The sequence below is a fragment of the Spirosoma jeollabukense genome (genome assembly GCF_054777855.1).
Genome location: NZ_BAAHAD010000001.1, coordinates 536,094 through 558,182, shown reverse-complemented (window position 1 = coordinate 558,182; position 22,089 = coordinate 536,094). Strand labels below are relative to the sequence as shown.

Genomic DNA, 22,089 nt, shown 5'->3' with positions numbered 1-22,089 from the left:
TCATATTCAGAAAATAGCTGCCCGAAACGAGTAACTTAAAGCCGAAAGGGGTATTTTGGCGCCGAAAAGTACTTTATAACCCTGGACGAGCGTCTTAACCAGAGCAGGATTAGATCGCCCGACTGTCTAATCAGCCTAAACACAACTCAATCATGCAGGCAACACCCGTAGCTGGCAAATCGACGCCAGCCACTTTTACTGAAAATAAATACCTGATCACGCTTGTCTTTGTTACCTCCCTTTTCATGTTTTGGGGTGTTGCGATCACGATGGGCGATGTATTGAACAAACACTTTCAGCATGTTTTGAGCCTCACCAAGACACAATCAGCCTTTGTTCAGTTTGCCATTTTTGGGGCCTATTTCGTCATGGGTATTCCGGCTGGTTTGTTCATGAAGCGGTTTGGGTATAAAAACGGGGTACTGTTGGGGCTTTCGCTTTTTGCCGTGGGTTCGTTTTTGTTTGTTCCTGCCGCTGCGGCTGCCTCCTTCACCTTTTTTGGTATTGCCCTGTTTATTCTGGGGTGCGGTATTTCAACGCTTGAAACGGTTGCCCATCCCTTCGTAGCCGCCCTTGGCGACCAGCGTACCAGCGATCAACGTATCAATTTTGCCCAGGCTTTCAACGCCCTGGGGGCCATCATCGGACCAGCCATTGGCTCTTATTTTCTGTTGCGGAACAATACCGTGGGAAGTACCGATCTGACGTCCGTTAAGACATTATACATTGTCATCGGTAGTGTCATCGCGACGATTGCCATCCTTTTCTCCTTCGTGAAAGTGCCTGCGCTTACGGACCCGCACACCGTGGTTGCCGATCCTGATGCCGCGAATGTTGACGTTGAGCCCGGTAAAACCCTTTTCCAGCATAAACACTTCGTGTGGGCTGTCATTGCCCAGTTTTTCAACGTAGCCGCTCAGGGAGGAACCTGGGCCTTTTTTATCAATTACGGCCACGAAAAAATGGGCTTTTCAGACGCCGTTGCGGGTAACTATATGGTACTGTTTATGGGTCTCATGCTGGCCGGACGCTTTGTGGGCACTTTCCTGATGCGGGTCATTGCACCCCATTCTTTACTGGCTATTTTCGCTGCCTGTAATATTGTTATGTGTCTGATTATTACCCAGAGCTTGGGATGGCCTTCCTTCATTGCGTTGCTGATGCTTAACTTCTTTTTCAGCATCATGTTCCCAACCATTTTTAGTTTGGGGTTGAAAAATCTCGGCTCGCACACACAGCAGGCCTCTTCGTTTATTTCAATGGGTGTGGTTGGTGGTGCTGTTTTTCCATTTTTGATGGGCATGGCTGCCGAGAAAGACGTAGCCAATGCCTACTACCTGCCAATTATCTGCTACGTTGTTATTTGCCTGTTCGGCGCTAAGTTTTATAAGGTGAGATAGAGTCAATCCTGCTAGTTGGGGCCTACTGATATTGCTCCCAGCGGCACAAAGAATACGGAGACGTACACCTCTATCTTTGTGCCGCTGGGGACAATATTTTTTTTAAATACTTCAATAAATTATTTTGCTGAATGGCACACCGACTGTCAGGCTTATCGACATGTTATCACTAAATGTTCGGTTGGCATAAACGACATGCGTAAGGTCAGCATAGGTCAATCGAAATTCGAAATTGGCTGACGGTGCTCCCATTTTATTTATCAGAACAATAGGGATTCCTACTGACCAGTTTAGCGCTCGATACGTTCCTATATGTTGACTAAGCGAAGTGCTCAGGCCAATGTGGGAATCGGGTGGATAATAGACAACAATAAGTCTAGCAGATGGGGTGAGAAAGGTTTGATAGTCTCCGATAAAAATAGAATTGATCCTTTTTTGACGTAGTACCAGCGTATCGATACCACCTGCGTTTTTATACTGGCTGTACGTACTACTTTCTACTGATTGACTTAGTGCCGCGTTATTCAAATAAACGCTTGCCTCCATAGTCAAAAAGAATCGTCCTGCTTTTTTTATTTCCCAGAACCGAGTGTGATTAATTGATACCTCAAAAGGATAGGCTTTTCTGGTTTCTGAAAAAAGTGTTAATGATTTAGCCACTGTAAATCGCTGCGCCACAACAGGTAGATAGATGGAAAGATTCGTCCAGTGCGTTGTAATGCGCTTATAACGAGTAGTTGCCGCTAATTCCTGGTATTGCGACTCAGCAAATCTCCTGGAAAACTCATCCGTCAAATTTGCGTAGAAAGTCTGGCGCAATTCGGCTTTTGCTTTCGTAAAAACCGAATCCGGCATTTCGTCCTGTTTAATTGCTGATAACGAATTGATAAATTCATCTTCTCTTGTTTTTATTTCCTGCGCTAATAATACCAGAATTGATTCGCGTTTGGCATCCATTACCTGTTTCTCAAAACAGGTATTCACGATCGTTTTTGGTTTGCCGATCCATGACTTTTTAAGGGTAATGCCTAATTCGTTGGAGAATGGTTTTTCGGTAAACGTAGAAACCAGTGCATTGGCTACGTTCGCTTTTACGCCAACGACATAAAAAGTCCTGACCGGCTCATCGGTTCCGGTGGGTTGGAAAAAGTTGTGATTAAGCGAAAAAATACCATCTCCCGTATTGAGTGTAATATAATTTTTATAGAACGATTGGCTTTTATAATCGGTGAGTGAATAGCCAATTTTATCCGCAAGAAAAAGATTCATTGCCCGGTTAGAGATAACCTGCTGATTCGTACAGGAAGAACGTCTAATCGCTTTATGGATGGCCTGAAAATCAGCAATTAACCGCTCTGACGTTTGTGCCTGAGCCCTGCATAAAGCTCCCCAAAAGAGGATAAAATAAACCCATTGTGCCTGCAATTTACCCATTGGTTGCGGTCATTTAATCGCTCGTGACGACCTCAACTGATTGCTGAAAGGAGTCCCGTATTAGGTCGTCAGGGCTGTTTCCTGATGGTGTAGGGGTTGTCGTTGCCAGTACGTAAGGCTGCGCCAGCACCATTCGAGCGGGCCAAACTGGAAATGCTTCAACCAGATTGGGCTGACGATTAGTTGCAACACCCAGATGCCCACCACGATAAAAAAGAGTTGATAGTACTGCAATTCGGCAAAGTAATTCAGCCCATAGCCGAAGAAAATAAACGTGCAGATAACCGTGTGCATGACGTAGTTGGTGAACGCCATCTGCCCAACAGCCGCCAGCCGTTTCAGGAAACGCTGCGCTACTCCCGACTGAATCAGCAGAATAAGTAGACTGGCATGGGCCATTACCAGCAAAATACGCTGGAATGGATAAATCAACGCCATCCAATTAATGGCATGTGTTTCCATGTACGCCAGTCGGGACGCTACGTTGGGGAAGTGAGTATAGGAATTGTAGTAATTAAAGATGACTAAAGGCAGGCCAATTCCGTACCCCACCAGGATAATTTGAACGTAGCGTCTGTGCGGCCATTTGCCCGCAAAATAGCCCCATTTGAATAAAGCCATCCCAAGTAACATCAACGCCAGCGGGTCCCAGATGGCGTAGGCCAGGTATTTGGTTTGAAAATCCCAGGATAAGGGGCGGAGGTAGTGGGCTACCGTTGTGTAGTTTGACTTCATCGAACGTGTATGTTCCGCTACTTCAGCCTTGTTGGGAATGAACTCTTTCTGAATGGCCCGCCAGTCCGTCATGGCTTTCTTTTGTTGGTCGGTCAATGTCTGATGGTGTTCCTGTACAGCTTTGGCTTCTTTATAACCCAATAATTTTTCCCGCATGTTTTGGTAGAACAGCGTGCCAGACGTGAAGTCGATAAGCGCAATCAGCGGTACGCCAATGGCCAGATAAGCAGGTTTGACTTTGCGAAATAGAAAGGCCAGCAACCCGCAGACGCCATATAGATACAAAATGTCACCGGACCAGAGCAATACGTGCGCATCAATGAGGCCGAACAAAATCAGCCAGCCCATCCGGCGGTAATACAGGCCGGCAACCGATTGTCCCGCCCGTTCCTTTTTAGTCGTGAAAAGCAGAATGCCTACGCCAAAAATCATGGAAAACAAAGCACGTATCTTCCCTTCGAACAAGACGGTTACGACGGCATCTACCCAAAAGTTAATATTGCCAGTATCACTTCGGAAGCTTTTTGAGAAGTACTCCGGCATAGCAAAAACCGGAATGTTCATCATCAGAATGCCTAGCAAGGCTACGCCCCGAAGGATGTCGACGGTTTCAATACGCTCCGCCTGGGCAACGGGTCGGAAGGTAGCAGCTGGTGAGGCTACAAATGGGTTTGAGTACGATTCAGCTTGCATAATGGTGTTGATAGATAAGGGTTTAAAGCATAATCAGAACCGATGCCAAAAATCGGGCTTCGTGTAAGTACAGAATTTTCGGCATCTCTCGCGCCATCTTTTGATTAAACGTAGCAGTTTCCCGGAATAGAATTATGCAGCTCCCGGGGCTGCGCTGGTCACCTAGCCGAAATTAATCTGACCATCATCGCCTTTGTTGATGTATGTTAATGGCCAATTCGAAGGACTACAGCCTTCTACACCAGTCCTGCATGACTGATTATTATGTGGAAAATTGCAAAAAAATGAAGCAGGAAAGAGTACAAAATCAATAGCACTGTCTCTTTCTGTGTAAAGGGGCATTGCAGACTTCGGCGATGCTTTTTTGCTTCTGATCCGTTGTGGAATGGTCGCGCTAATGACCCAATAAGTACGGTTTCATAGTTTATCATAGGTTAGGATTTTTTAAGGTCTCCAGCATTGCCGGAGGCCTTATTTTTTCGAAATCACTTGCGTTGGTCGTAAATTTGTTGGATGCTGGGAGGTTACGAGGCTAATGAAATCCACCGCTTTTACGTACCGGTAGAATACGCAATAATTCGACTACCAAAGGGTATTACGGGCTTCCAGGTGACTATTTCTTGATGAAACATTTCCAACTGGTTAATCGAATTAATTGTATAAAGAATCATAACCAGCCCGTTAACCCATATCTTTAGGCGCACAACAACTCCCTGATATTAGCCGACAATTAATCCATATATGCAAACCGAACAGACTACGCTCGCGGAAAACCAAGCAGAACAGCAAACTTTTTTTGAAAGCCGCTATGCCAATTCACCCAACGAGGTGAAAGGGATGGATACCGCGCAACTCCGGCAAAATTTTCTCATTGAGACGCTGTTTGTCGCCGATCAATTTCATTGGGTATTGTCCTTCTTCGATCGCTACCTAACGGGTGGGGTCATGCCGGTAGACGGCCCTGTTACGTTGCCGACGCCTGACCAATTGAAAGCGGAGTATTTTCTGGAACGGCGTGAACTGGGCATGATCAACGTTGGGGGTGCAGGTCGGGTCATAGCCGATGGGGTGTCCTATGATCTGGCCTACAAAGAAGCGTTGTACATCGGTCAGGGAACCCGCGACATTCAGTTTATCTCCAACGAGGCTTCATCACCGGCTAAGTTTTACCTGAACTCTACACCCGCTACCAAAAATTACCCAACCCGTAAGGTGTCCAGAACTGATGCCGACGTAGTAGAATTAGGTAGTATGGGGACAGCCAACCATCGGACAATCAATAAGTTACTTGTCAGTAGCGTCTTGCCGACCTGCCAATTGCAAATGGGCATGACCGAATTGAAAACCGGCAGCGTCTGGAACACTATGCCTGCTCATACGCATGATCGGCGGATGGAGGTTTACTTTTATTTCGAAGTTCCGGAAGGGCAGAGCGTTTGTCATTTTATGGGGCAGCCGCAGGAGACCCGCCATATCTGGATGCAGAACGAACAGGCCGTGATCTCGCCAAACTGGTCGATTCACGCTGGAGCCGGTACGTCGAACTATACTTTTATCTGGGGCATGGCTGGTGAAAACCTCGATTACAGCGACATGGACTTCTGTGCGATCACTGATTTGAAATAAAAGAGTTTTCGGTGAGAAACTCTTAAAACGTCAACCCACTACTAGTCTGGAAAATAAATGAGTTCTGTACTAAATACATTTTCATTAACCGGTAAAATTGCCTTGGTGACTGGCTGCAAACGCGGTATCGGTAAAGCAATGGCCGAAGCCCTGGCCGAAGCTGGTGCCGACATCATTGGCGTATCGGCCAACCTCGAACCCGAAGGCAGCGACGTAGCAAAAGCCATTGAATCCCGCGGCCAGAAATTCTATGCCTACCGGGCTGATTTTGGAAACCGGGAAGCGTTGTATGCCTTTGTCAATCAGGTTAAAAAAGATCATCCAGTTATTGACATTCTGGTCAATAACGCTGGGACGATTATGCGTAAACCAGCCGCCGAGCACCCCGACGACTATTGGGATGAGGTAATTGCCATCAATCAAACGGCTCAGTTTATACTCACGCGGGAAATCGGTAAAGACATGATCGCTGTTGGAAGCGGCAAAGTCATTTTTACGGCTTCGCTGCTCACGTTCCAGGGGGGTATCAACGTACCGGGTTATGCTGCCAGCAAAGGCGCTATTGGGAGTCTGGTCAAGGCATTTGCCAATGAGTGGGCCGGGTTAGGCGTTAACGTCAACGCCATTGCACCCGGTTACATCGCCACGGATAACACCGAAGCATTACGGGCCGATCAGGCCCGTAGTCAGTCCATTCTAAGTCGAATTCCAGCCGCTCGGTGGGGTGAACCTGAGGATTTTAAAGGACCAGTTGTTTTTCTGGCATCCGATGCTGCCAGCTACGTTCATGGCACTATTTTGACCGTCGACGGCGGTTGGATGGGCCGGTAGGAAACGAACTACAATAGCATGGGGTTAAAATCCGGCGCAAAACATCAAGATGTGCTGCGCCGGATTTTAACCCCATGTTGTTTACTATCAGTCGAGCGTAACGTGTTTCCAATTCTCTCCCGACCGAATTCGGTTAAGCTGTGTGTGTGTGATCCCGAATTGTTTCGCGATCATCTTCAGCCGATTTTTATCGTTGAGCAACAACTTCTTAATGATTCTGACTTTGCTTTCCGTTAGTTTGTAATTGCGCGTTTGGCGGGGTAGCTGGCGGTTTTTGAGGCTTGGATTTTCCCGATTGTGTGCAATCATTTCATCTTTGGTCACCCAGCGCAGGTTCTTATAATAATTATTCAGTTTATCGTAGTCGATATGAATAACGAACGTCTGCTCGGGCTGAGCCCGGGTAACAAAGTGCTCAGCTACTAATTTGTGGACGTAGCGATTTAGCGTTTTACCTTCCGACCGAATGTTTAGCGACCGATAACCCTGAATAACCGACCCTTTTATAGCTTTGCTCATGGGTTTGGCGTGCGGATTATCCGTCGGTGCTGATGTAGATGACTGAAAACTGCGCAACCGCCCGTAGTTTGAAACCTCATAGTGAGGTGGCTTCTCAAGGCCCTCAAACATAATTGGTACCCACTTCTCATTCCAGAAACTTTGGTTTCCTTTGGCGTCCATGACCGAAGCTAATTTAGTTTAATACGCATCCGGGCGATCCGTTTTGCAATTGCCTGCCCTACTTTTCCTGCTTATCCGACTTACTGCTAAACAAAGCAAAACTCGTTGATGAGTCTTTAACAACGATACAACGAAATGGTTGTCTATTCTTCATACTATGTTCGTCTTTCCAGTATAAAAAAAGTCTATTCCAGGCGTGTTATTATTGTATGGCCGAAAGTGGACTGTTTCCTGATGCGTTTGTCAACCATGGAAACCGCTTGCTGATCGAATGCGTTAGTAAGGAACGTTGTTGTATGTACGCCCGATATAGTGTGTGGTGTATTTACCTAATTTGTTCACAAAGATCATGGACAATTCCGAAAAGAAAACATTAGTAATTGGCGCCACGGAGAAGCCGGGCCGATACGCCAATCTGGCTGCCCACAGTTTACTTCGTCATGGTCATACTATTGAACTGCTTGGACTGAAGAGTGGAGAAATCGACGGCCATGCCATCCAGACGGGGCAACCTGCGCTGGAAAATGTCGATACAGTAACGATGTACGTTGGCCCACGTAATCAGCCCGATTTGTATGAATACATCAAAAGCCTGCATCCCCGGCGGGTGATCTTTAATCCGGGTGCCGAAAATCCAGAATTTCAGAAGCAGCTTCAGGCAGAAGGCATTGAGCCTATTGAAGCCTGCACGCTGGTCATGCTGTCAATCGGGACGTACTGAAAAAGTGGTAAGTGGTGAAGTTGTAAGTTATAAAGTAGTGAAGATCGAAATTAATACGCTTGCGTCAGCCACTTACCACTTCATGACTTACTGCTTTACCATTTGATCAATGCGGATGCCCACGTAAAACCGCTGCCAAATGCGGCCAGACAAACCAGGTCACCGGGCTTGATTCGACCTTGTTCGAAAGCCTCGGTCAGGGCAATGGGGATGGAAGCAGCTGTGGTGTTTCCGTACTTTTGAATGTTGTTAAATACCTTGTCATCGGGCAGGTTCATTTGCTGCTGAACATAACCGGAAATGCGAATATTCGCCTGATGAGGAACCAGCAAAGCCAGGTCGTCTGGCTGGAGACCATTGGCTGCCAGACTCTCGTTGATTACTTCCATAAACCGCACCACGGCATGTTTGAAAACCGTGTTGCCATTCATCGTTACGTTATATTGTTTGTCGGCGAGCGTAGCCTCCGAAATCCATTGGCCTTCCCGGCTACTACCTGGATCACGCACATACAGCTCTTCAGCATAGCGCCCATCGGCATGAAGGTGCGTTGACAGAATACGGTGCTCCGGGTCGGTAGTGGCCTGTAGAACAGCCGCGCCCGCGCCATCACCAAAAATGACGGCAACTCCCCGCCCTTCGTTACTTTTATTCAGAAAGGACGACTGAATTTCCGAGCCTACTACCAGAATGTTCTTGTACATGCCGGTTTTTATAAATTGATCGGCAATGGAGAGGGCATACACAAAGCCTGAACATTGGTTTCGGATATCGATAACACCAATGCCTTCTAGCCCCAATTCCCGCTGCATCAGAAAAGCAGAGCCGGGAAAGTAATAATCGGGCGTGATGGTGGCATAGACGATCAGATCAACGGTTGAAGGTTCCAGCCCGGCGCGGTCGAGAGCCATGCGCGAAGCAGCCGCAGCCATGCTGGCGTTGGTATCTTTCCCGTAGGTAAAATACCGACGTTGCTTAATGCCGGTCCGTTCCTGAATCCAGGCATCGGAGGTATCCATATATTGAGTCAGGTCGTCATTCGTAACAACGGTATCCGGCACGTAGAAACCTAGACCCTTAATACTTGAGTAAACCGTATTCATTCGATAGTAGAATAATAGTCGATAAAAATAGAACTATTTGTGGTAACAAGTATCTTGCTTACCAGGCTTTGCTATCAATACCGACAAAAGGCGACCCCTGTTTTCAGGCCGCGTGCAACTCGAATGAGTATTCTTCCATGATTAGGTTTGCCAGTAACTGGCGGCAGGCCGCGTCCACCGTCGTACGGGCCTGGTCTTCGGTAGCAGCATCAACTTCAAGCCGGATATGCTTACCGATACGGACGTTATCTATACTGTCCATCTGGAGGTTATGAAGTCCCAGCTTAACGGCTTTGCCCTGTGGGTCCAGAATTTCCGAGCGGGTCATGATGTTAATTTCGGCGATGTATTTCATTACTTAATGAGTGAAAGAACGAAAGAGTGAATGTGCGAAATGCGCGTACGTAGATTACAGTTTGATCTTTCGCTCTTTGGAAAAAAGTGAAACGATAATGTACAATAAAATGATCAGCGGGATGGCTGCGAACTGCAAAAATAGCAGGAGTAACGCGGACGCCATCAGAAAACTGAATTTAATCCGGTTTTCAGCCCAGCCGAAGGTCTTAAATTTAAGGGCGAAAAGGGGTACTTCGGATACGAGCATGAACGAAAAGGCAATCATCATACCCATTGCAATGTCATTCTTCCAGATCCCATCAAACTGGGGTTGATAGCGCTCCATCAGCGGAAAGGCGCCAAGCAGCATGGCATTAGCCGGAACGGGTAGACCAATAAATGACTCCGATTGACGCGTGTCGATGTTAAAGTTCGCCAAGCGCAGGGCTGATAAAACGGCAATTAGAAACGCTCCATACGAAATAGCCCCTAAGTCCTGGAACCAGCACAGTTGAAATACGATGGTGGCGGGCAACACGCCAAACGTAACGACATCGGCCAGCGAGTCCAGTTCCTTGCCAAACGGCCCTGATACGTTAACCAGTCGGGCTACAAACCCATCGCCAAAGTCGAGCACGGCTGCCAGACCAATTAACCAGGCCGCCGTGTCCAGATGGCCACGTAGTGCCATGACCACGCCAACACAACCACAGAGCAAATTGCCGCAGGTCATGGCGTTGGGAAGGTGTTTGAGTAGGGATTTCAATGATAAATGATGAATGATAAATGATGAATGATCGATGAATAGAATAATTTATCATTCATCATTCATCATTCCGTTAACAAATGGATTCGTACGTTTTTCCTTACCTATGGTGGTTGGTTCCATATGCCCGGCATAAACCGTGTAGTCGTCGGGCAGGGTGAAAAACTGGGTTCGGATGCTGTTGATCAGATCGGCATGGTTACAGTAGGGGAAATCCGTCCGACCAACACTCCCATTAAACAACACATCGCCCCCAACTATGTATCGCTCAGCGTGATTGACAAACGCTACGTGTCCGGGTGCATGACCGGGTACAAAGATGACGTCCAGCGCGGTATTGCCAAATCGGAACTGATCCCCTTCTTTCAGAAATTCATCAATTTCGGAGGGTTCATAGCCGCGAAGCCCGTAGAGCGCACAGCGCGTAGGCACGTCGTTATAGATTACCATATCCAGCTCATGCAGATAGGCTTTAACGCCAAACTTGCGCTTTACGTAGGCTACACCAAACACATGATCGAGGTGCGAATGAGTGAGCAGGAGGTACTTGACCTTGAGTTTATGCTGCTCAACAAATCGTCCCAGCGCTTCTTTTTCAACCTGCTCGTAGCAGCCGGGATCAATAAGTACGGCTTCACCGGTCGCATCATCAGCAATGACGTAGGTGTTTTCGTGAAACGGAGAGAATTCGAACGCTTGAATCATTAGGTAGCGCGGGTGGAAACCCGTATTCGGTAGCTTTAAAGCAGGTTTTCACCCACACTACGTTACAAAAGTAGAAACACTGTTGGTTTTTTGCGCAAGTCAGGCACCTGGGATTTCCATTCACGAATGCTCAACGTACGGACGAAGGCATCGGGCGCTGTTAAGTTACAGGCCACACACAGGCGTGTGTTGGGCTGGCAATTGGCCAGTACATCGGCAAAGAGTGCGTCATTGCGATAGGGCGTCTCCATGAAAATCTGCGTCTGGAGTCGTCCCTGCGCTTCTTTTTCGAGAAATCGTATAGCCCGGGAACGATCCTGCCGATCAATGGGGAGATAGCCGTGAAAGACAAATGATTGCCCACTCATACCCGACGCCATCAGCGCTAGCAAAATAGACGATGGGCCGACTAATGGCTCTACCTTCCAACCCAGCGTATGCGCCATACCGACTACCACCGATCCCGGATCGGCAACGCCAGGGCATCCCGCTTCCGATAAAACGCCTGCACTACGTTTGCGCTCCATCAACTCCTGGATCTGTTTGCGCGTATCGGCGGGTGGTGTGTCTTTATCAAGTTCGAAAAACGTTGTTTCGTCAATGACACGGCTGGTTTTCAGGCCCGTGATAAACCGCCGGGCTGAACGAACATTCTCGACAAAATAGGCGTCCGTTTTTTCAATGATCATCGAAATGTGGGGAGGCAGCACTTGCTGAGCGGTGTCGTCGGCCAGCAGAGTAGGAATAAGGTATAAGGTTGGCATTATTTGTCATGCTGACGAAAGAAGCATCTTCGCCAAACCGCCGAAGCGGTAGTAAATGGTATGACTGCTGTTAACGGAGATGCTTCCTTCGTCAGCATGACAAATCTAACTATTTACAAACTTCATTAACGTTTCAACAAACTCCACTGGTTTTTCGGCTTGTACCCAGTGGCCCGCGCCCTGAATTGTTTCGATCTGTGCGTTCGGGAATATGCGTCTGATGGCTGGAAGGTCTTCATCCAAAATGTAGGGTGATTCACTTCCCCGCATAAATAACGTTGGTTCGGTTACAATGCGTGGATTGGTCAACTCTTCCCCAACCGTGTGCAATTCCCGCTCAATGACGGGTAAATTCAGCCGCCAGTCGAATAAACCCTGCTCATTCCGGAACAGATTTTTAAGCAAAAACTGCCGTACGGCCAATACGGGTTCGTACCGACTCAATACCGCGTCGGCTTCAGTGCGACTCCTGATGCCAGCCAGGTCAATTGCGTTTAGCCCACGAATAAGTTCAGCGTGGTGTATTGGGTAAAACTTGGGAGCAATGTCAACAACCACCAGTTTTTTAAACGTTTTAGGGTAAGTCATTACGTATTGCATGACCGTTTTGCCGCCCATCGAATGACCTACCAGAATAGGCTCGTCAAGTTTTTGATCGATGAGAAACTCGCGCAGGTCTGCGGCCATACTTTGGTAATCCTGCTCATTGGCACGGGGCGACTGACCATGATTCCGCTGATCGAGGGCAAAAACCCGGTACCCCTGTGCCGCAATAGTTTTGCTGGTTGTCAGCCAGTTATCCGACGAGCCAAAAATACCGTGTAAGATGACAATAGCCGGTCCGGTCTCGCCCGTTTGACGGAAGAATAATTTCATATTGATTTAAACACAGAGACCACTGAGTTGAACACGGAGGCCACGGAAAAGCTTTGTAACCCTTATATCGAACTCCGTACTCGCTGCGTTTGGCATTTAGTTTACATAAATAACTTTTTCGCGTTGCTCTACCAGCTCACCGAATGAGTGGAGCGAAAAGCCGTTCTCAGCAGCTACCTGCTCAAATTCAATCGTACTTTCTGGCATAACCGCAATGAGTAGCCCCCCTGATGTTTGTGGGTCGGCCAATGTGTATCGCTGGGTTTCGGTCAAGTCACTGATCTTGTGGCCGTAGCTGTCCCAGTTACGGACTGTGCCACCGGGAAAGCTTTTCTGCGCCAGATAGTCAGCTATAATTGACAACTTCGGTACATCATCGAAGGTGATGACAGCACTAAGGCCCGAACCTTCGGCCATTTCAGTAAGGTGTCCCAGCAGTCCAAAGCCCGTTACATCGGTTAATGCTTTCACATACGGTAATTTACCCAGAACAGCCCCGAACTTATTAAGCTGTGCCATTTGCTGCGGAGCGATGTCTGCATGTTCTGGTTTAAGAATCCCTTTTTTCTGAGCAGTCGTCAGAATGCCAACACCCAGCGGTTTTGTCAGATAAAGGCGGCAGCCTTTGGTGGCGGTATTGTTTTGCTTGAGGTGATCGAGCCGGACTTTTCCCGTTACGGCCAATCCAAAAATTGGTTCGGGAGAGTCGATGCTGTGTCCCCCGGCGAGCGGAATTCCCGCTTCTCTACATACAGCCCGGGAACCTTCCAGTACGTGTGCTGCTACGTCCGGCGGCAGCGTATTTATGGGCCAGCCCAGAATAGCAATAGCCATAATGGGTTCGCCCCCCATAGCATACACGTCACTGATGGCATTAGCCGACGCGATACGTCCGAAGTCGAAAGCGTCGTCTACAATAGGCATAAAAAAATCGGTGGTGCTGATGATAGCTTCCCCATTTCCAAGGTCGAGCACGGCCGCATCGTCCCGGGAATCGTTGCCGACGAGTAGATTTTGATAATACGGCTGAACCGACGTCTGGTTCGTATGCAGAATCTGGTCCAGTATTTTGGGCGAAATCTTGCAGCCGCAACCGGCCCCGTGGCTGTATTGCGTAAGTTTAACGGATGTCGTTTCGGTTGGTGTCATAAAGGGACAAAACTAAGAGGGAAATGTGGTAACCTATGCATGTAATCATACAGTACTAAGACTCATCGGGGTTGAAAGGTTCTATTTCGGTCAGTGAGCTATCTATATGATTACGTGTGAATAACAATTTGATAATATAGTTTATAGAACGTAATCGTCTTGAAATAGGGTTATTCTTAGAATAAGGTCTATAAGATTTTATATAGTGGTACTTTTTTAAGATACCCCCCATTAAGACTTCGAAAAAAATAGCATATTTGCTTCTTATTTGAGAAACAGTTCAAATGAATAAGTGCCTCAGATAGTACTAACCAAATCAAACACTTCTATGTCTAAAAAACTACTGCAAATGCGAGCGACTTTAGTGCTGGTCGGCAGTATGCTATTGGCCGTGCTCGGTGGGAGCGGAGCCATGGCGCAGGTAACAACCTCGGTTATTGATGGTCAGGTGACCGACGATAAAGGGGGGGCTTTACCCGGTGCCACGGTGGTGGCCATTCACGAACCATCGGGAAGCCGGTATGGGACAACTACAAACAGCTCAGGCCGTTATACGCTTCCGGGCGTTCGCGTAGGTGGCCCATTCAAAGTAACGGCTACATTCGTTGGCTTTAAAGATCAGGTTGTCGAGGGCGTCTTCACAAACCTGGGTACCTCTGCTGATGTGAGTTTCAAAATGGCTGATAATAGTACTGTATTATCGGAGGTAGTTGTTTCGGGAAATCAAAATGGCGTTATCAGTTCTAACCGAACTGGAGCCGCTACCTCCTATGGCCGGGGAACGATCAATACGATTCCAACGATTGGGCGTACCATTAATGACATCACTAAATACAATGCGTATGGTAATGGCCAATCATTTGGTGGTCAGGACCCTCGTTTCAACAACATTACGATTGATGGTGCGGTGTTCAATAATGGCTTCGGTTTAGGTTCATCGGCTCAGGCGGGTGGACGGACGGGTACAACGGCTGTGTCGTTGGATGCACTTGATGAGATCCAGTTGAACGTAGCACCTTATGACGTTCGTCAGACTGGTTTTTCGGGGGCTGGTATTAACGCCGTAACGCGCTCAGGAACGAACGATTTTTCGGGTTCTGTTTATTATCTCTTTCAGAACAGCGATTTGGCTGGTAAAAAAGCGGATGGCAGAAATCTGCCTCCAGTAACTCTCGATAAAAAGACAACTGGTTTCCGCTTGGGTGGACCGATCATTAAAAACAAGTTGTTCTTCTTTGTCAACGTCGAACAATACAAGAGCAGCGCACCCGCTCTGGACTACGTGGCTTCACGACCTGGGGTAACTTCTGGTAACGTATCCCGTACAACAGCGGCTGACCTGGAAGACCTTAGTGCATTTATGAAAACGAACTTTAATCGGGATCTGGGTGCCATTGATAACTTTAACAACCAGGTTAACAGTTTGAAAGGATTGATCAGGCTCGATTATAACATCAATGACAACCATAAACTGTCAGTACGTTATTCGCACCATGATTCTGATTCTGATCAGGCGATTAGTAACAGTAATAGTAGTAGTACGGCAGGTTTTGGTAACCGTACAGGTTATTCGTCAACTGGTTATAACGGTGGTCTGGCACTTTCGCCACAAAACACGGGCTACAAAATCGCCGATAATACCCGGTCGTTCGCTGCCGAATTGAACTCTACGTTTGGTGGAAAATTTGCTAACAAACTGGTTGCTACGTATAACAAACAGATTGAAGACCGCACGTACCTGACGGGTGTTTTCCCAACCATCGATATTCTGAAAGATGGTACTACGTATACCTCTATTGGTTTTGATCCATTTACGCCAAACAACAAACTGAACTATTCGACGCTGAATATTACGGATAACTTCAGCTATTTTGCGGGTAAACACACGCTTACGTTTGGCCTGTCGTATGAAAAATATACGTCGAACAACGTATTCTTCCCAGCGTCGAATGGTGTATATGTCTATAGATCAATCGACGAATTTAAACAGGCTGCCTTAGCTTCAATAAATAACCCAACAGCTACGACTTCGCCGGTTCCATTAGCTCGTTACAACCTGCGTTACTCGTTAGTGCCGGGTGGTGCTGAACCTTTGCAAACGTTGCACAGAAGTACCTACAGCGCCTATGTACAGGATGAATTCCAGATTAATCCAACGTTCAAACTAACGGCTGGTATACGGGCTGATATTTTTGCTTATGATAATTCGACTGCCGAAGCCTTCAATAACCCACGTGTTGCTGAACTTACATATAGAGATGAAAACGGAGCCAACTATAAGCTCAATACGGGTGCTTTTCCGAAACCGCGCTTGCTGATCTCTCCCCGTGTTGGATTCAACTGGGACGTAAAAGGGAATAAGTCGACGCAGATTCGCGGAGGGAGTGGTCTTTTTGTATCACGTATTCCCGAAGTACTGGTATCTAATCAGTTAGGTAACAATGGGGTTAATACAGGTGTCTTAACAGTTAACTATGATGCTACCAGACCTGATGATACTAAACGATTTCCGTTTGTAACCGATCCCAGCAAATTACCAGCCGGTGTATTACCTGATCCCAAAATCACCGATGTTAAGAGTTTGACAGGTTACGCTGTTAATGCAACAGACCCTAACCTAAAATATCCCGTGGTGTGGAAAACGAATATCGCTATCGACCAACGGTTACCCTGGGGCTTGATTGGTACGTTGGAAGTGATTTATAATAAGACGATTCAAGGGCTACGGTATATTGATGCCAACTTGAAAGGACCAGATCAGCAGCTTACTGGTCCCGATACGCGGAGCCGTTATCCAAATGGTAATACCCGCTTTATTAACTACCCTTATAATACAAACGCATTCGTATTGAAAAATACAACTGAGGGGAGTGCGTATACGTTCACGGCAAAACTCGAAAAGCCTACGGTTAATGGTTTTGGCGGGATGTTAGCCTATACGTATGGGCTAGCTAGAGATTTACAATCGGTCGGTAGTACGGTTGTGGGTAATGCACCCACGGTTGGCGGACAAAATTACCTGACCGTATCGTTCGGGGATAATGATTTGCGTCATCGGATTATTGGTTATGTGAATTATCGGCTGAATTACGGCGGTAAATTCGGCGGTGCAACAACCTTTACATTGGGTATGCAATCGACTAGCGGTTATAAGCAATCGTATGTTTACGGTAGTGATCTGAACGGTGATGGACAAAACAATAATGACCTGTTGTTCGTACCCGCGAAAGCTACTGATCTAACGTTTGCTTCATTAACAGTTGGCTCAGGTGCATCCGCGCCAGTATACTCTCCTGAGCAGCAGCAGGCTGCTTTGGAGTCTTATATCCAGGGTAATGATTACCTGAAAACGCGCCGTGGTCAGTATGCCGAACGGAATGGTGGCTATGCGCCTTGGTTGACTCGTTTCGACTTCACGGTAATGCAGGAGTTCTACGTCAAAACGGGTGCTAAAGGAACACGGCACAGTATCCAGTTCCGGGCCGATATTCTCAACGTTGGTAACCTCCTTAATAATAAATGGGGTGTAGGTTGGCAATCCACCACTGCCAACCCACTGACTCTGGCTGGTGTTAGTACTGCAGGTTTGCCAACGTACAGGCTTGCTACACAAACCTTGCCTGATGGTAGTGTTATTTTACTTAGAGATTCATGGGTTAAAAGTGTAACGATCGATAACGTTTGGCAGGCTCAGCTTGGCGTTCGTTACTCGTTCTAATACGATTGATTGAAGAACTGAAAATCCCCCGCACAGCTACTGTGACGGGGGATTTTTGTTGATGTAAATTTGCGTATGAAAGTAAAACTTCTCTTTTTAATCAGTGTGCTGCTCACCAGCGAGGGAATGGCACAATCAATAAATCGTTTTCGGGATAGCCAGACGATCGATGCGTTTTTTCGGTACACTCCCGCACGGAAACGCCCGCTTATTCTGGCGCATCGGGGTGGCCCCGGACCGGTAGATACCGAAAATTCAATTATAACTTTTAGTAAAACGGCAAGCGCACTTCCTGACGCTATTCTGGAAATGGATGTGCGCATGACCCGCGACAGTGGCTATGTTTTGTTACATGACGCTACCCTGGACCGGGAGTCGAATGCCAAAGGGCCTGTGGCGGAACGATCGCTGGCGGAGTTAAAATCGACTCAGCTCAAAACATTGGCTGGTGAGCTGACCAATCAACACATGCCCACCTTCGCGGATGTATTAGCCTGGAATCAGAATCGATATCTTCTCGCCCTGGACGTGAAACCCGGCACCGATCCAATTCGGGTGATGGAACTGGTGAAAAAATACAAGGCGGAAAATGCCGTTTTTGTCATCTGTTATTCACTGGCCGATGCGCAGCGCGTGCGCACTACGTATCCGAAGCTCTGGCTGGCTGTAGGGGTGAATAGCCTGGAGGATATGGATCATTTTGAACGTAGCGCGTTGCCCAAAGCGCGATTAATTGCGCTGACTCCGCAGAAGTTACAACCAGTTTCATTCTATGATCGTCTCCATAAGCTTGGCATTCTGTCGTCTGTGGGAACGTATGGAACGGGCCAGCTCGATGAAAAACCAATTCAGGAAGCGGCTGCTGGCTACAAAGAGATCGTTCGACAAGGCGGAGATATCCTCACTACAGATCGTCCGCTTGAAGTGGCTGATTTATTTTAACTTGGATCTGATACGTATGCTGTTTCTCCGATTGTTTGTCCTATTGCTGGTGGCTGTTGGGAAAAGTCTGGCTCAGCCAGTTGGTCAACCGCTCGCTATTTGGCGGGAAGGACAACTCGATATTCACCACATTAATACAGGACAGGGAAACGCTACGTTCGCGGTGCTGCCCGATGGCACTACGTTATTGATTGATGCCGGAGCCATTAATACACTTGACTGGCGCACCGGAAAGCCCCGTAATTTACCCGTTGAGCCCACTAATGACAGACAAGCAGGGGAGTGGATCGCCCGGTATATTCGCCAAACACTACGTTTCCAAAATAAGCCTGCAATCGACTATGCGGTTATCACCCATTTTCATGATGACCATATGGGGTCGCCATTAAATGTGGCCAGGAAATCAGCGGGTGGATACGTATCAGCGGGAATTACGGAAGTTGCCGAATTTATTCCGGTACGGAAAATATTGGATCGCGGCTGGCCGGATTATACCTACCCACGTCCGTTTCAAAGTGATTCAATGGTCGTCAATTATCTGCGATTTCTTGCATGGCAAATTCAGCACAAAGGTTTGGCTGTCGAGCGGTTTCAGGCTGGACTCAACGATCAGATCAAGCTGTTGAATCATCCAAAGGCCTATAAAAACTTGTTTGAAATCAGAAATCTGGCCGTTAATGGTGACCTCTGGACGGGTACGGGACAGGCAGTTCAGCCGCACTTTCCGGACTTGTTGTCAATACCTGTTGCTCAATACCCCAATGAGAATATGTGTAGCATTGCGTTACGTATCCGATACGGAAATTTCGAGTATATGTCTGGGGGTGACCTGCCCGGCGTGTTGCAATTTGGCGAACCGGCCTGGCATGATGTTGAAACCCCGCTAGCCAGGATTGTGGGACCTGTTGACGTACAACTGCTCGATCATCATGGGTATGAGGATTCGCAGAATGGGTCATTGTTAGCAAGTTTACGGCCGCGGGTGCTGGTCATTCCCGCCTGGGCCTCGTCTCATCCGGGCCGAAAAGTTCTTGAGCGAATCTACTCCGACGAATTTTATACGGGTGGACGGGATGTGTTTGCCACCAACCTTCTCGACGAAGCGAAAGCGACGATTGGCGACTTAGTGCCGCGACTAAAAAGCACAACAGGGCACGTTGTGATACGCGTTGAACCGGCTGGCAACATCTATAGTGTGCTGGTCATAGACGATACCGACGAGTCAATGCGCGTGAAGGCTATATATGGGCCGTATCAGGCGCAGTAAAAATGAGTTTGGTACATCAGTGTTAAACAGACGCATGACTCGCTAACCGGTTTGTTTTCAGCATGTCGGTGCCTGCCTGATAGCCCTGCACTATCATTCGGCCAATATCTTCTGACGTGAAGCGCATCAGATTAAGAAAGAGCGGTTCTGTAGGCCGGATGACGGTCAGGTGAAGGGAATGTCCCCGACTATGCTCCCGTTCGGCAAACCGCTCGGCCCAGGCTATGTCGTTGTTCACCAATTGATTGACTGTAATGTCTTTGACCCGATCCATTAAATTCAGCAGGTTTCGGTAGTTGAATTTCTCGTTATAAATCTTTTTGGCATGGCAGGCGACGCAGGCAATTTCCGTGGCTCCGTCTTCGATTGCGACACGTAGTGGAGCGACTTCCCGCATACCACCGTCCAAAAATGCCCGCCGATGATCGCCCCCGATTTGCACGGCAGGCATTAGAAAGGGCAGGGAGCTACTGGCGTATACGTAGTCCAGAAAATTAGGGTCATGAACATCCGCGTAGCACATATCCCCTTCGATAATATCGACGGCACCAACCTTCAGTTTTACCGGACCGTTTTTAATGGCTTCCAGATCAACATGATTGCGGATAAGATTTTTGATGGGTGAGTTGTCCAGTAGGCCATCAAAACGGCTCATGATCGTATTATAACCCATACGAAACCGGGATCGAATAACGGCTACGTCGCTGGGTTTGGTGATATTTCTGATCCAGAATTCAATTAAATACTTCCCTACTTTCACCCAGTCAACCTGACCATTCTCGGCGTGTTGACGGGCTGCTTCATTCGCCATGAAGGTTGCATTCAGACTCCCAACCGAAATGCCATAGAGGCTGTCCGGCGCAAAACCCGATTCAAAAAGTGCCATAACGGCCCCCACCTGAAAGGCCCCTTTGAGGGAACCGCCCCCTAGTACAAGTGCTTTGGAAGGAAGGTGCGTTTTTGGCGAAATGGCGTCGAGCTGCGGAACTGGCGGGATTGGATTGTCAACCATACAAAGCCTTGATACGTGTCAGGAATAAAACATTGGTGGAAAATTGAGTCTTTTTGGACAATAAACAAAACGAATCTGTTGCCTGATAGTTGTGCGAACGTAGTCTGGTTTTCTAAATGGCTTTTCGGCGTCTGCGCTTTCCTTGCTATAATTGTTGTAAAAACAGTTATCAGTGAGCAGTTACCAGTCAATAGGTGTTAGTCTGTTGACCGGTATGCACCACGTACTGACTGCTGTTGACTGATAACCGCTCACTGATAACTGAAAATAATGCCTATTACCGTCGCTGAGATACAAGCCCCGATTGTTGCCGAAATGGAGTTGTTCGAGCAGAAATTTAGAGGGCAGATGAAAAGCGATGTCATGCTACTCGACCAGATCATGAAGTATATCGTGAAACGGAAGGGTAAGCAACTCCGTCCCATGTTCGTATTTCTGATGGCGGGTGTCTGTGGTCAGATTACGGAGGCAACGTACCGGGGGGCGTCCCTTATTGAATTACTGCATACCGCTACACTTGTTCATGACGACGTAGTAGATGACTCCAACTACCGGCGGGGATTCTTCTCCATCAATGCGCTCTGGAAAAACAAAATAGCCGTACTCGTGGGCGATTATCTGCTGTCGCGGGGATTGCTGCTTTCGGTAGATAACGGGGATTTTGACTTACTGCGGCTGGTTTCGACGGCCGTGCGTGAGATCAGTGAAGGCGAATTGCTTCAACTTTATAAGGCCCGGCGCCTGGATATTACCGAGACGGTTTATTATGATATTATCCGTCAGAAAACGGCCTCCCTCATTGCTGCCTGCTGTGCCGTAGGGGCCAGGTCGGCTGGTGTTGAACAGGCAATTATTGAGAAGGCGCGCACCTTTGGCGAGAAAGTTGGTATTGCCTTCCAGATCAAAGACGATTTGTTCGATTATGGCACGGCCGAAGTAGGTAAGCCGCTGGGGATTGATATCAAAGAGAAAAAAATGACATTGCCCCTCATCTATGCCCTTAATAAAGCGGGTTATCTGGAAAGACGGCGGATAATCAATATCATTAAGAACGAAAGTGAAAAGCCAAAGAAAGTAAATGAAGTAATTGATTTCGTTAAAAACTCGGGGGGGATTGACTATGCTACCCAGGCCATGAATCACTACGTTGCCGAGGCTCAGACGCTGCTGGACTCGTTCCCCGATTCCTCATATCGGCAATCGTTATATAAGCTAGTCCAATACACCATTGACCGGAGCAAATAAGAACAATACGCTTCTCTGGCTGCTGAACAGCAAACGACATCGACCCCGTAATTTGTTTGTACATTTGTAGACCCAATCCTCCTAA

19 protein-coding genes are annotated in these 22,089 nt (G+C 47.6%); 8 read left to right on the top strand and 11 right to left on the bottom strand.

Annotated elements, in window-relative coordinates:
• Positions 1–152: 152 nt before the first annotated feature.
• Positions 153–1,400, top strand: coding sequence for an L-fucose:H+ symporter permease (gene fucP / locus ACYVEA_RS02245; protein ID WP_461111687.1), 1,248 nt, complete (start codon positions 153–155; stop codon positions 1,398–1,400).
• A gap of 111 nt (positions 1,401–1,511) precedes the next feature.
• Here the strand turns inward: fucP and ACYVEA_RS02240 are convergent, their stop codons facing one another.
• Both ACYVEA_RS02240 and ACYVEA_RS02235 read right to left on the bottom strand, forming a co-directional pair.
• Positions 1,512–2,669 carry a hypothetical protein gene (locus ACYVEA_RS02240; RefSeq protein WP_461111686.1) on the bottom strand — a complete coding sequence of 386 codons (1,158 nt, stop codon included), beginning with the start codon at positions 2,667–2,669 and terminating at the stop codon, positions 1,512–1,514.
• Between the two features lie 225 nt (positions 2,670–2,894).
• Complete coding sequence (locus ACYVEA_RS02235; protein WP_461111685.1) at positions 2,895–4,262, bottom strand: DUF418 domain-containing protein; 1,368 nt, start codon at positions 4,260–4,262, stop codon at positions 2,895–2,897.
• Between the two features lie 741 nt (positions 4,263–5,003).
• Here ACYVEA_RS02235 and kduI point away from each other — a divergent pair.
• Together kduI and ACYVEA_RS02225 are read left to right on the top strand one after the other, a co-directional pair.
• The gene (gene kduI, locus ACYVEA_RS02230) at positions 5,004–5,888 is read left to right on the top strand and encodes a 5-dehydro-4-deoxy-D-glucuronate isomerase (RefSeq protein WP_461111684.1); all 885 of its coding nucleotides are present in this window, start codon (positions 5,004–5,006) and stop codon (positions 5,886–5,888) included.
• A gap of 57 nt (positions 5,889–5,945) precedes the next feature.
• On the top strand, positions 5,946–6,719 hold the full coding sequence (locus ACYVEA_RS02225; RefSeq protein WP_461111683.1) for an SDR family oxidoreductase: 774 nt from the start codon (positions 5,946–5,948) through the stop codon (positions 6,717–6,719).
• An 87-nt stretch (positions 6,720–6,806) separates the two neighbouring features.
• On the opposite strand, the gene ACYVEA_RS02220 is transcribed toward ACYVEA_RS02225, so the two are convergent.
• Positions 6,807–7,400: an HNH endonuclease gene (locus ACYVEA_RS02220; protein WP_461111682.1), complete on the bottom strand. Its 594-nt coding sequence runs from the start codon at positions 7,398–7,400 to the stop codon at positions 6,807–6,809.
• 349 nt (positions 7,401–7,749) lie between these two features.
• Here ACYVEA_RS02220 and ACYVEA_RS02215 point away from each other — a divergent pair, with 349 nt between their 5' ends.
• Positions 7,750–8,121 carry a CoA-binding protein gene (locus tag ACYVEA_RS02215; RefSeq protein WP_461111681.1) on the top strand — a complete coding sequence of 124 codons (372 nt, stop codon included), beginning with the start codon at positions 7,750–7,752 and terminating at the stop codon, positions 8,119–8,121.
• Positions 8,122–8,216: 95 nt separating this feature from the next.
• On the opposite strand, the gene ACYVEA_RS02210 is transcribed toward ACYVEA_RS02215, so the two are convergent.
• The 7 genes from ACYVEA_RS02210 to selD all read right to left on the bottom strand — a co-directional run bounded on the left by ACYVEA_RS02210 (position 8,217) and on the right by selD (position 13,820).
• On the bottom strand, positions 8,217–9,224 hold the full coding sequence (locus ACYVEA_RS02210) for a 3-oxoacyl-ACP synthase III family protein (RefSeq protein ID WP_461111680.1): 1,008 nt from the start codon (positions 9,222–9,224) through the stop codon (positions 8,217–8,219).
• Between the two features lie 103 nt (positions 9,225–9,327).
• On the bottom strand, positions 9,328–9,579 hold the full coding sequence (purS, locus tag ACYVEA_RS02205; protein ID WP_461111679.1) for a phosphoribosylformylglycinamidine synthase subunit PurS: 252 nt from the start codon (positions 9,577–9,579) through the stop codon (positions 9,328–9,330).
• Between the two features lie 54 nt (positions 9,580–9,633).
• Positions 9,634–10,326 (bottom strand): CDP-diacylglycerol--serine O-phosphatidyltransferase, encoded by a 693-nt coding sequence (gene pssA, locus ACYVEA_RS02200; protein WP_461111678.1) that lies wholly within the window; start codon positions 10,324–10,326, stop codon positions 9,634–9,636.
• Between the two features lie 51 nt (positions 10,327–10,377).
• A complete protein-coding gene (locus ACYVEA_RS02195) occupies positions 10,378–11,031 on the bottom strand; it encodes an MBL fold metallo-hydrolase (protein ID WP_461111677.1) in 654 nt (217 codons plus the stop codon).
• A gap of 62 nt (positions 11,032–11,093) precedes the next feature.
• On the bottom strand, positions 11,094–11,795 hold the full coding sequence (locus tag ACYVEA_RS02190) for an SAM-dependent methyltransferase (RefSeq protein ID WP_461111676.1): 702 nt from the start codon (positions 11,793–11,795) through the stop codon (positions 11,094–11,096).
• 105 nt (positions 11,796–11,900) lie between these two features.
• Positions 11,901–12,671 carry an alpha/beta fold hydrolase gene (locus tag ACYVEA_RS02185; protein WP_461111675.1) on the bottom strand — a complete coding sequence of 257 codons (771 nt, stop codon included), beginning with the start codon at positions 12,669–12,671 and terminating at the stop codon, positions 11,901–11,903.
• A gap of 96 nt (positions 12,672–12,767) precedes the next feature.
• Positions 12,768–13,820 (bottom strand): selenide, water dikinase SelD, encoded by a 1,053-nt coding sequence (selD, locus tag ACYVEA_RS02180; protein WP_461111674.1) that lies wholly within the window; start codon positions 13,818–13,820, stop codon positions 12,768–12,770.
• 328 nt (positions 13,821–14,148) lie between these two features.
• Between selD and ACYVEA_RS02175 the strand changes: the two genes are divergently transcribed.
• The 3 genes from ACYVEA_RS02175 (at position 14,149) to ACYVEA_RS02165 (ending at position 19,747) form a co-directional block, all read left to right on the top strand.
• Positions 14,149–17,538, top strand: a complete 3,390-nt coding sequence (locus tag ACYVEA_RS02175; RefSeq protein ID WP_461111673.1) for an outer membrane beta-barrel protein — start codon at positions 14,149–14,151, stop codon at positions 17,536–17,538.
• A 75-nt stretch (positions 17,539–17,613) separates the two neighbouring features.
• Entirely contained in the window at positions 17,614–18,480 is an 867-nt protein-coding gene (locus ACYVEA_RS02170) for a glycerophosphodiester phosphodiesterase family protein (protein WP_461111672.1), read from the top strand.
• Between the two features lie 16 nt (positions 18,481–18,496).
• Positions 18,497–19,747, top strand: a complete 1,251-nt coding sequence (locus ACYVEA_RS02165) for a ComEC/Rec2 family competence protein (RefSeq protein ID WP_461111671.1) — start codon at positions 18,497–18,499, stop codon at positions 19,745–19,747.
• A gap of 22 nt (positions 19,748–19,769) precedes the next feature.
• On the opposite strand, the gene ACYVEA_RS02160 is transcribed toward ACYVEA_RS02165, so the two are convergent.
• On the bottom strand, positions 19,770–20,759 hold the full coding sequence (locus tag ACYVEA_RS02160; RefSeq protein WP_461111670.1) for a patatin-like phospholipase family protein: 990 nt from the start codon (positions 20,757–20,759) through the stop codon (positions 19,770–19,772).
• Positions 20,760–21,029: 270 nt separating this feature from the next.
• On the opposite strand from ACYVEA_RS02160, the gene ACYVEA_RS02155 reads away from it, so the two are divergent.
• Positions 21,030–22,004 carry a polyprenyl synthetase family protein gene (locus ACYVEA_RS02155; protein ID WP_461111668.1) on the top strand — a complete coding sequence of 325 codons (975 nt, stop codon included), beginning with the start codon at positions 21,030–21,032 and terminating at the stop codon, positions 22,002–22,004.
• Positions 22,005–22,089: the final 85 nt, after the last annotated feature.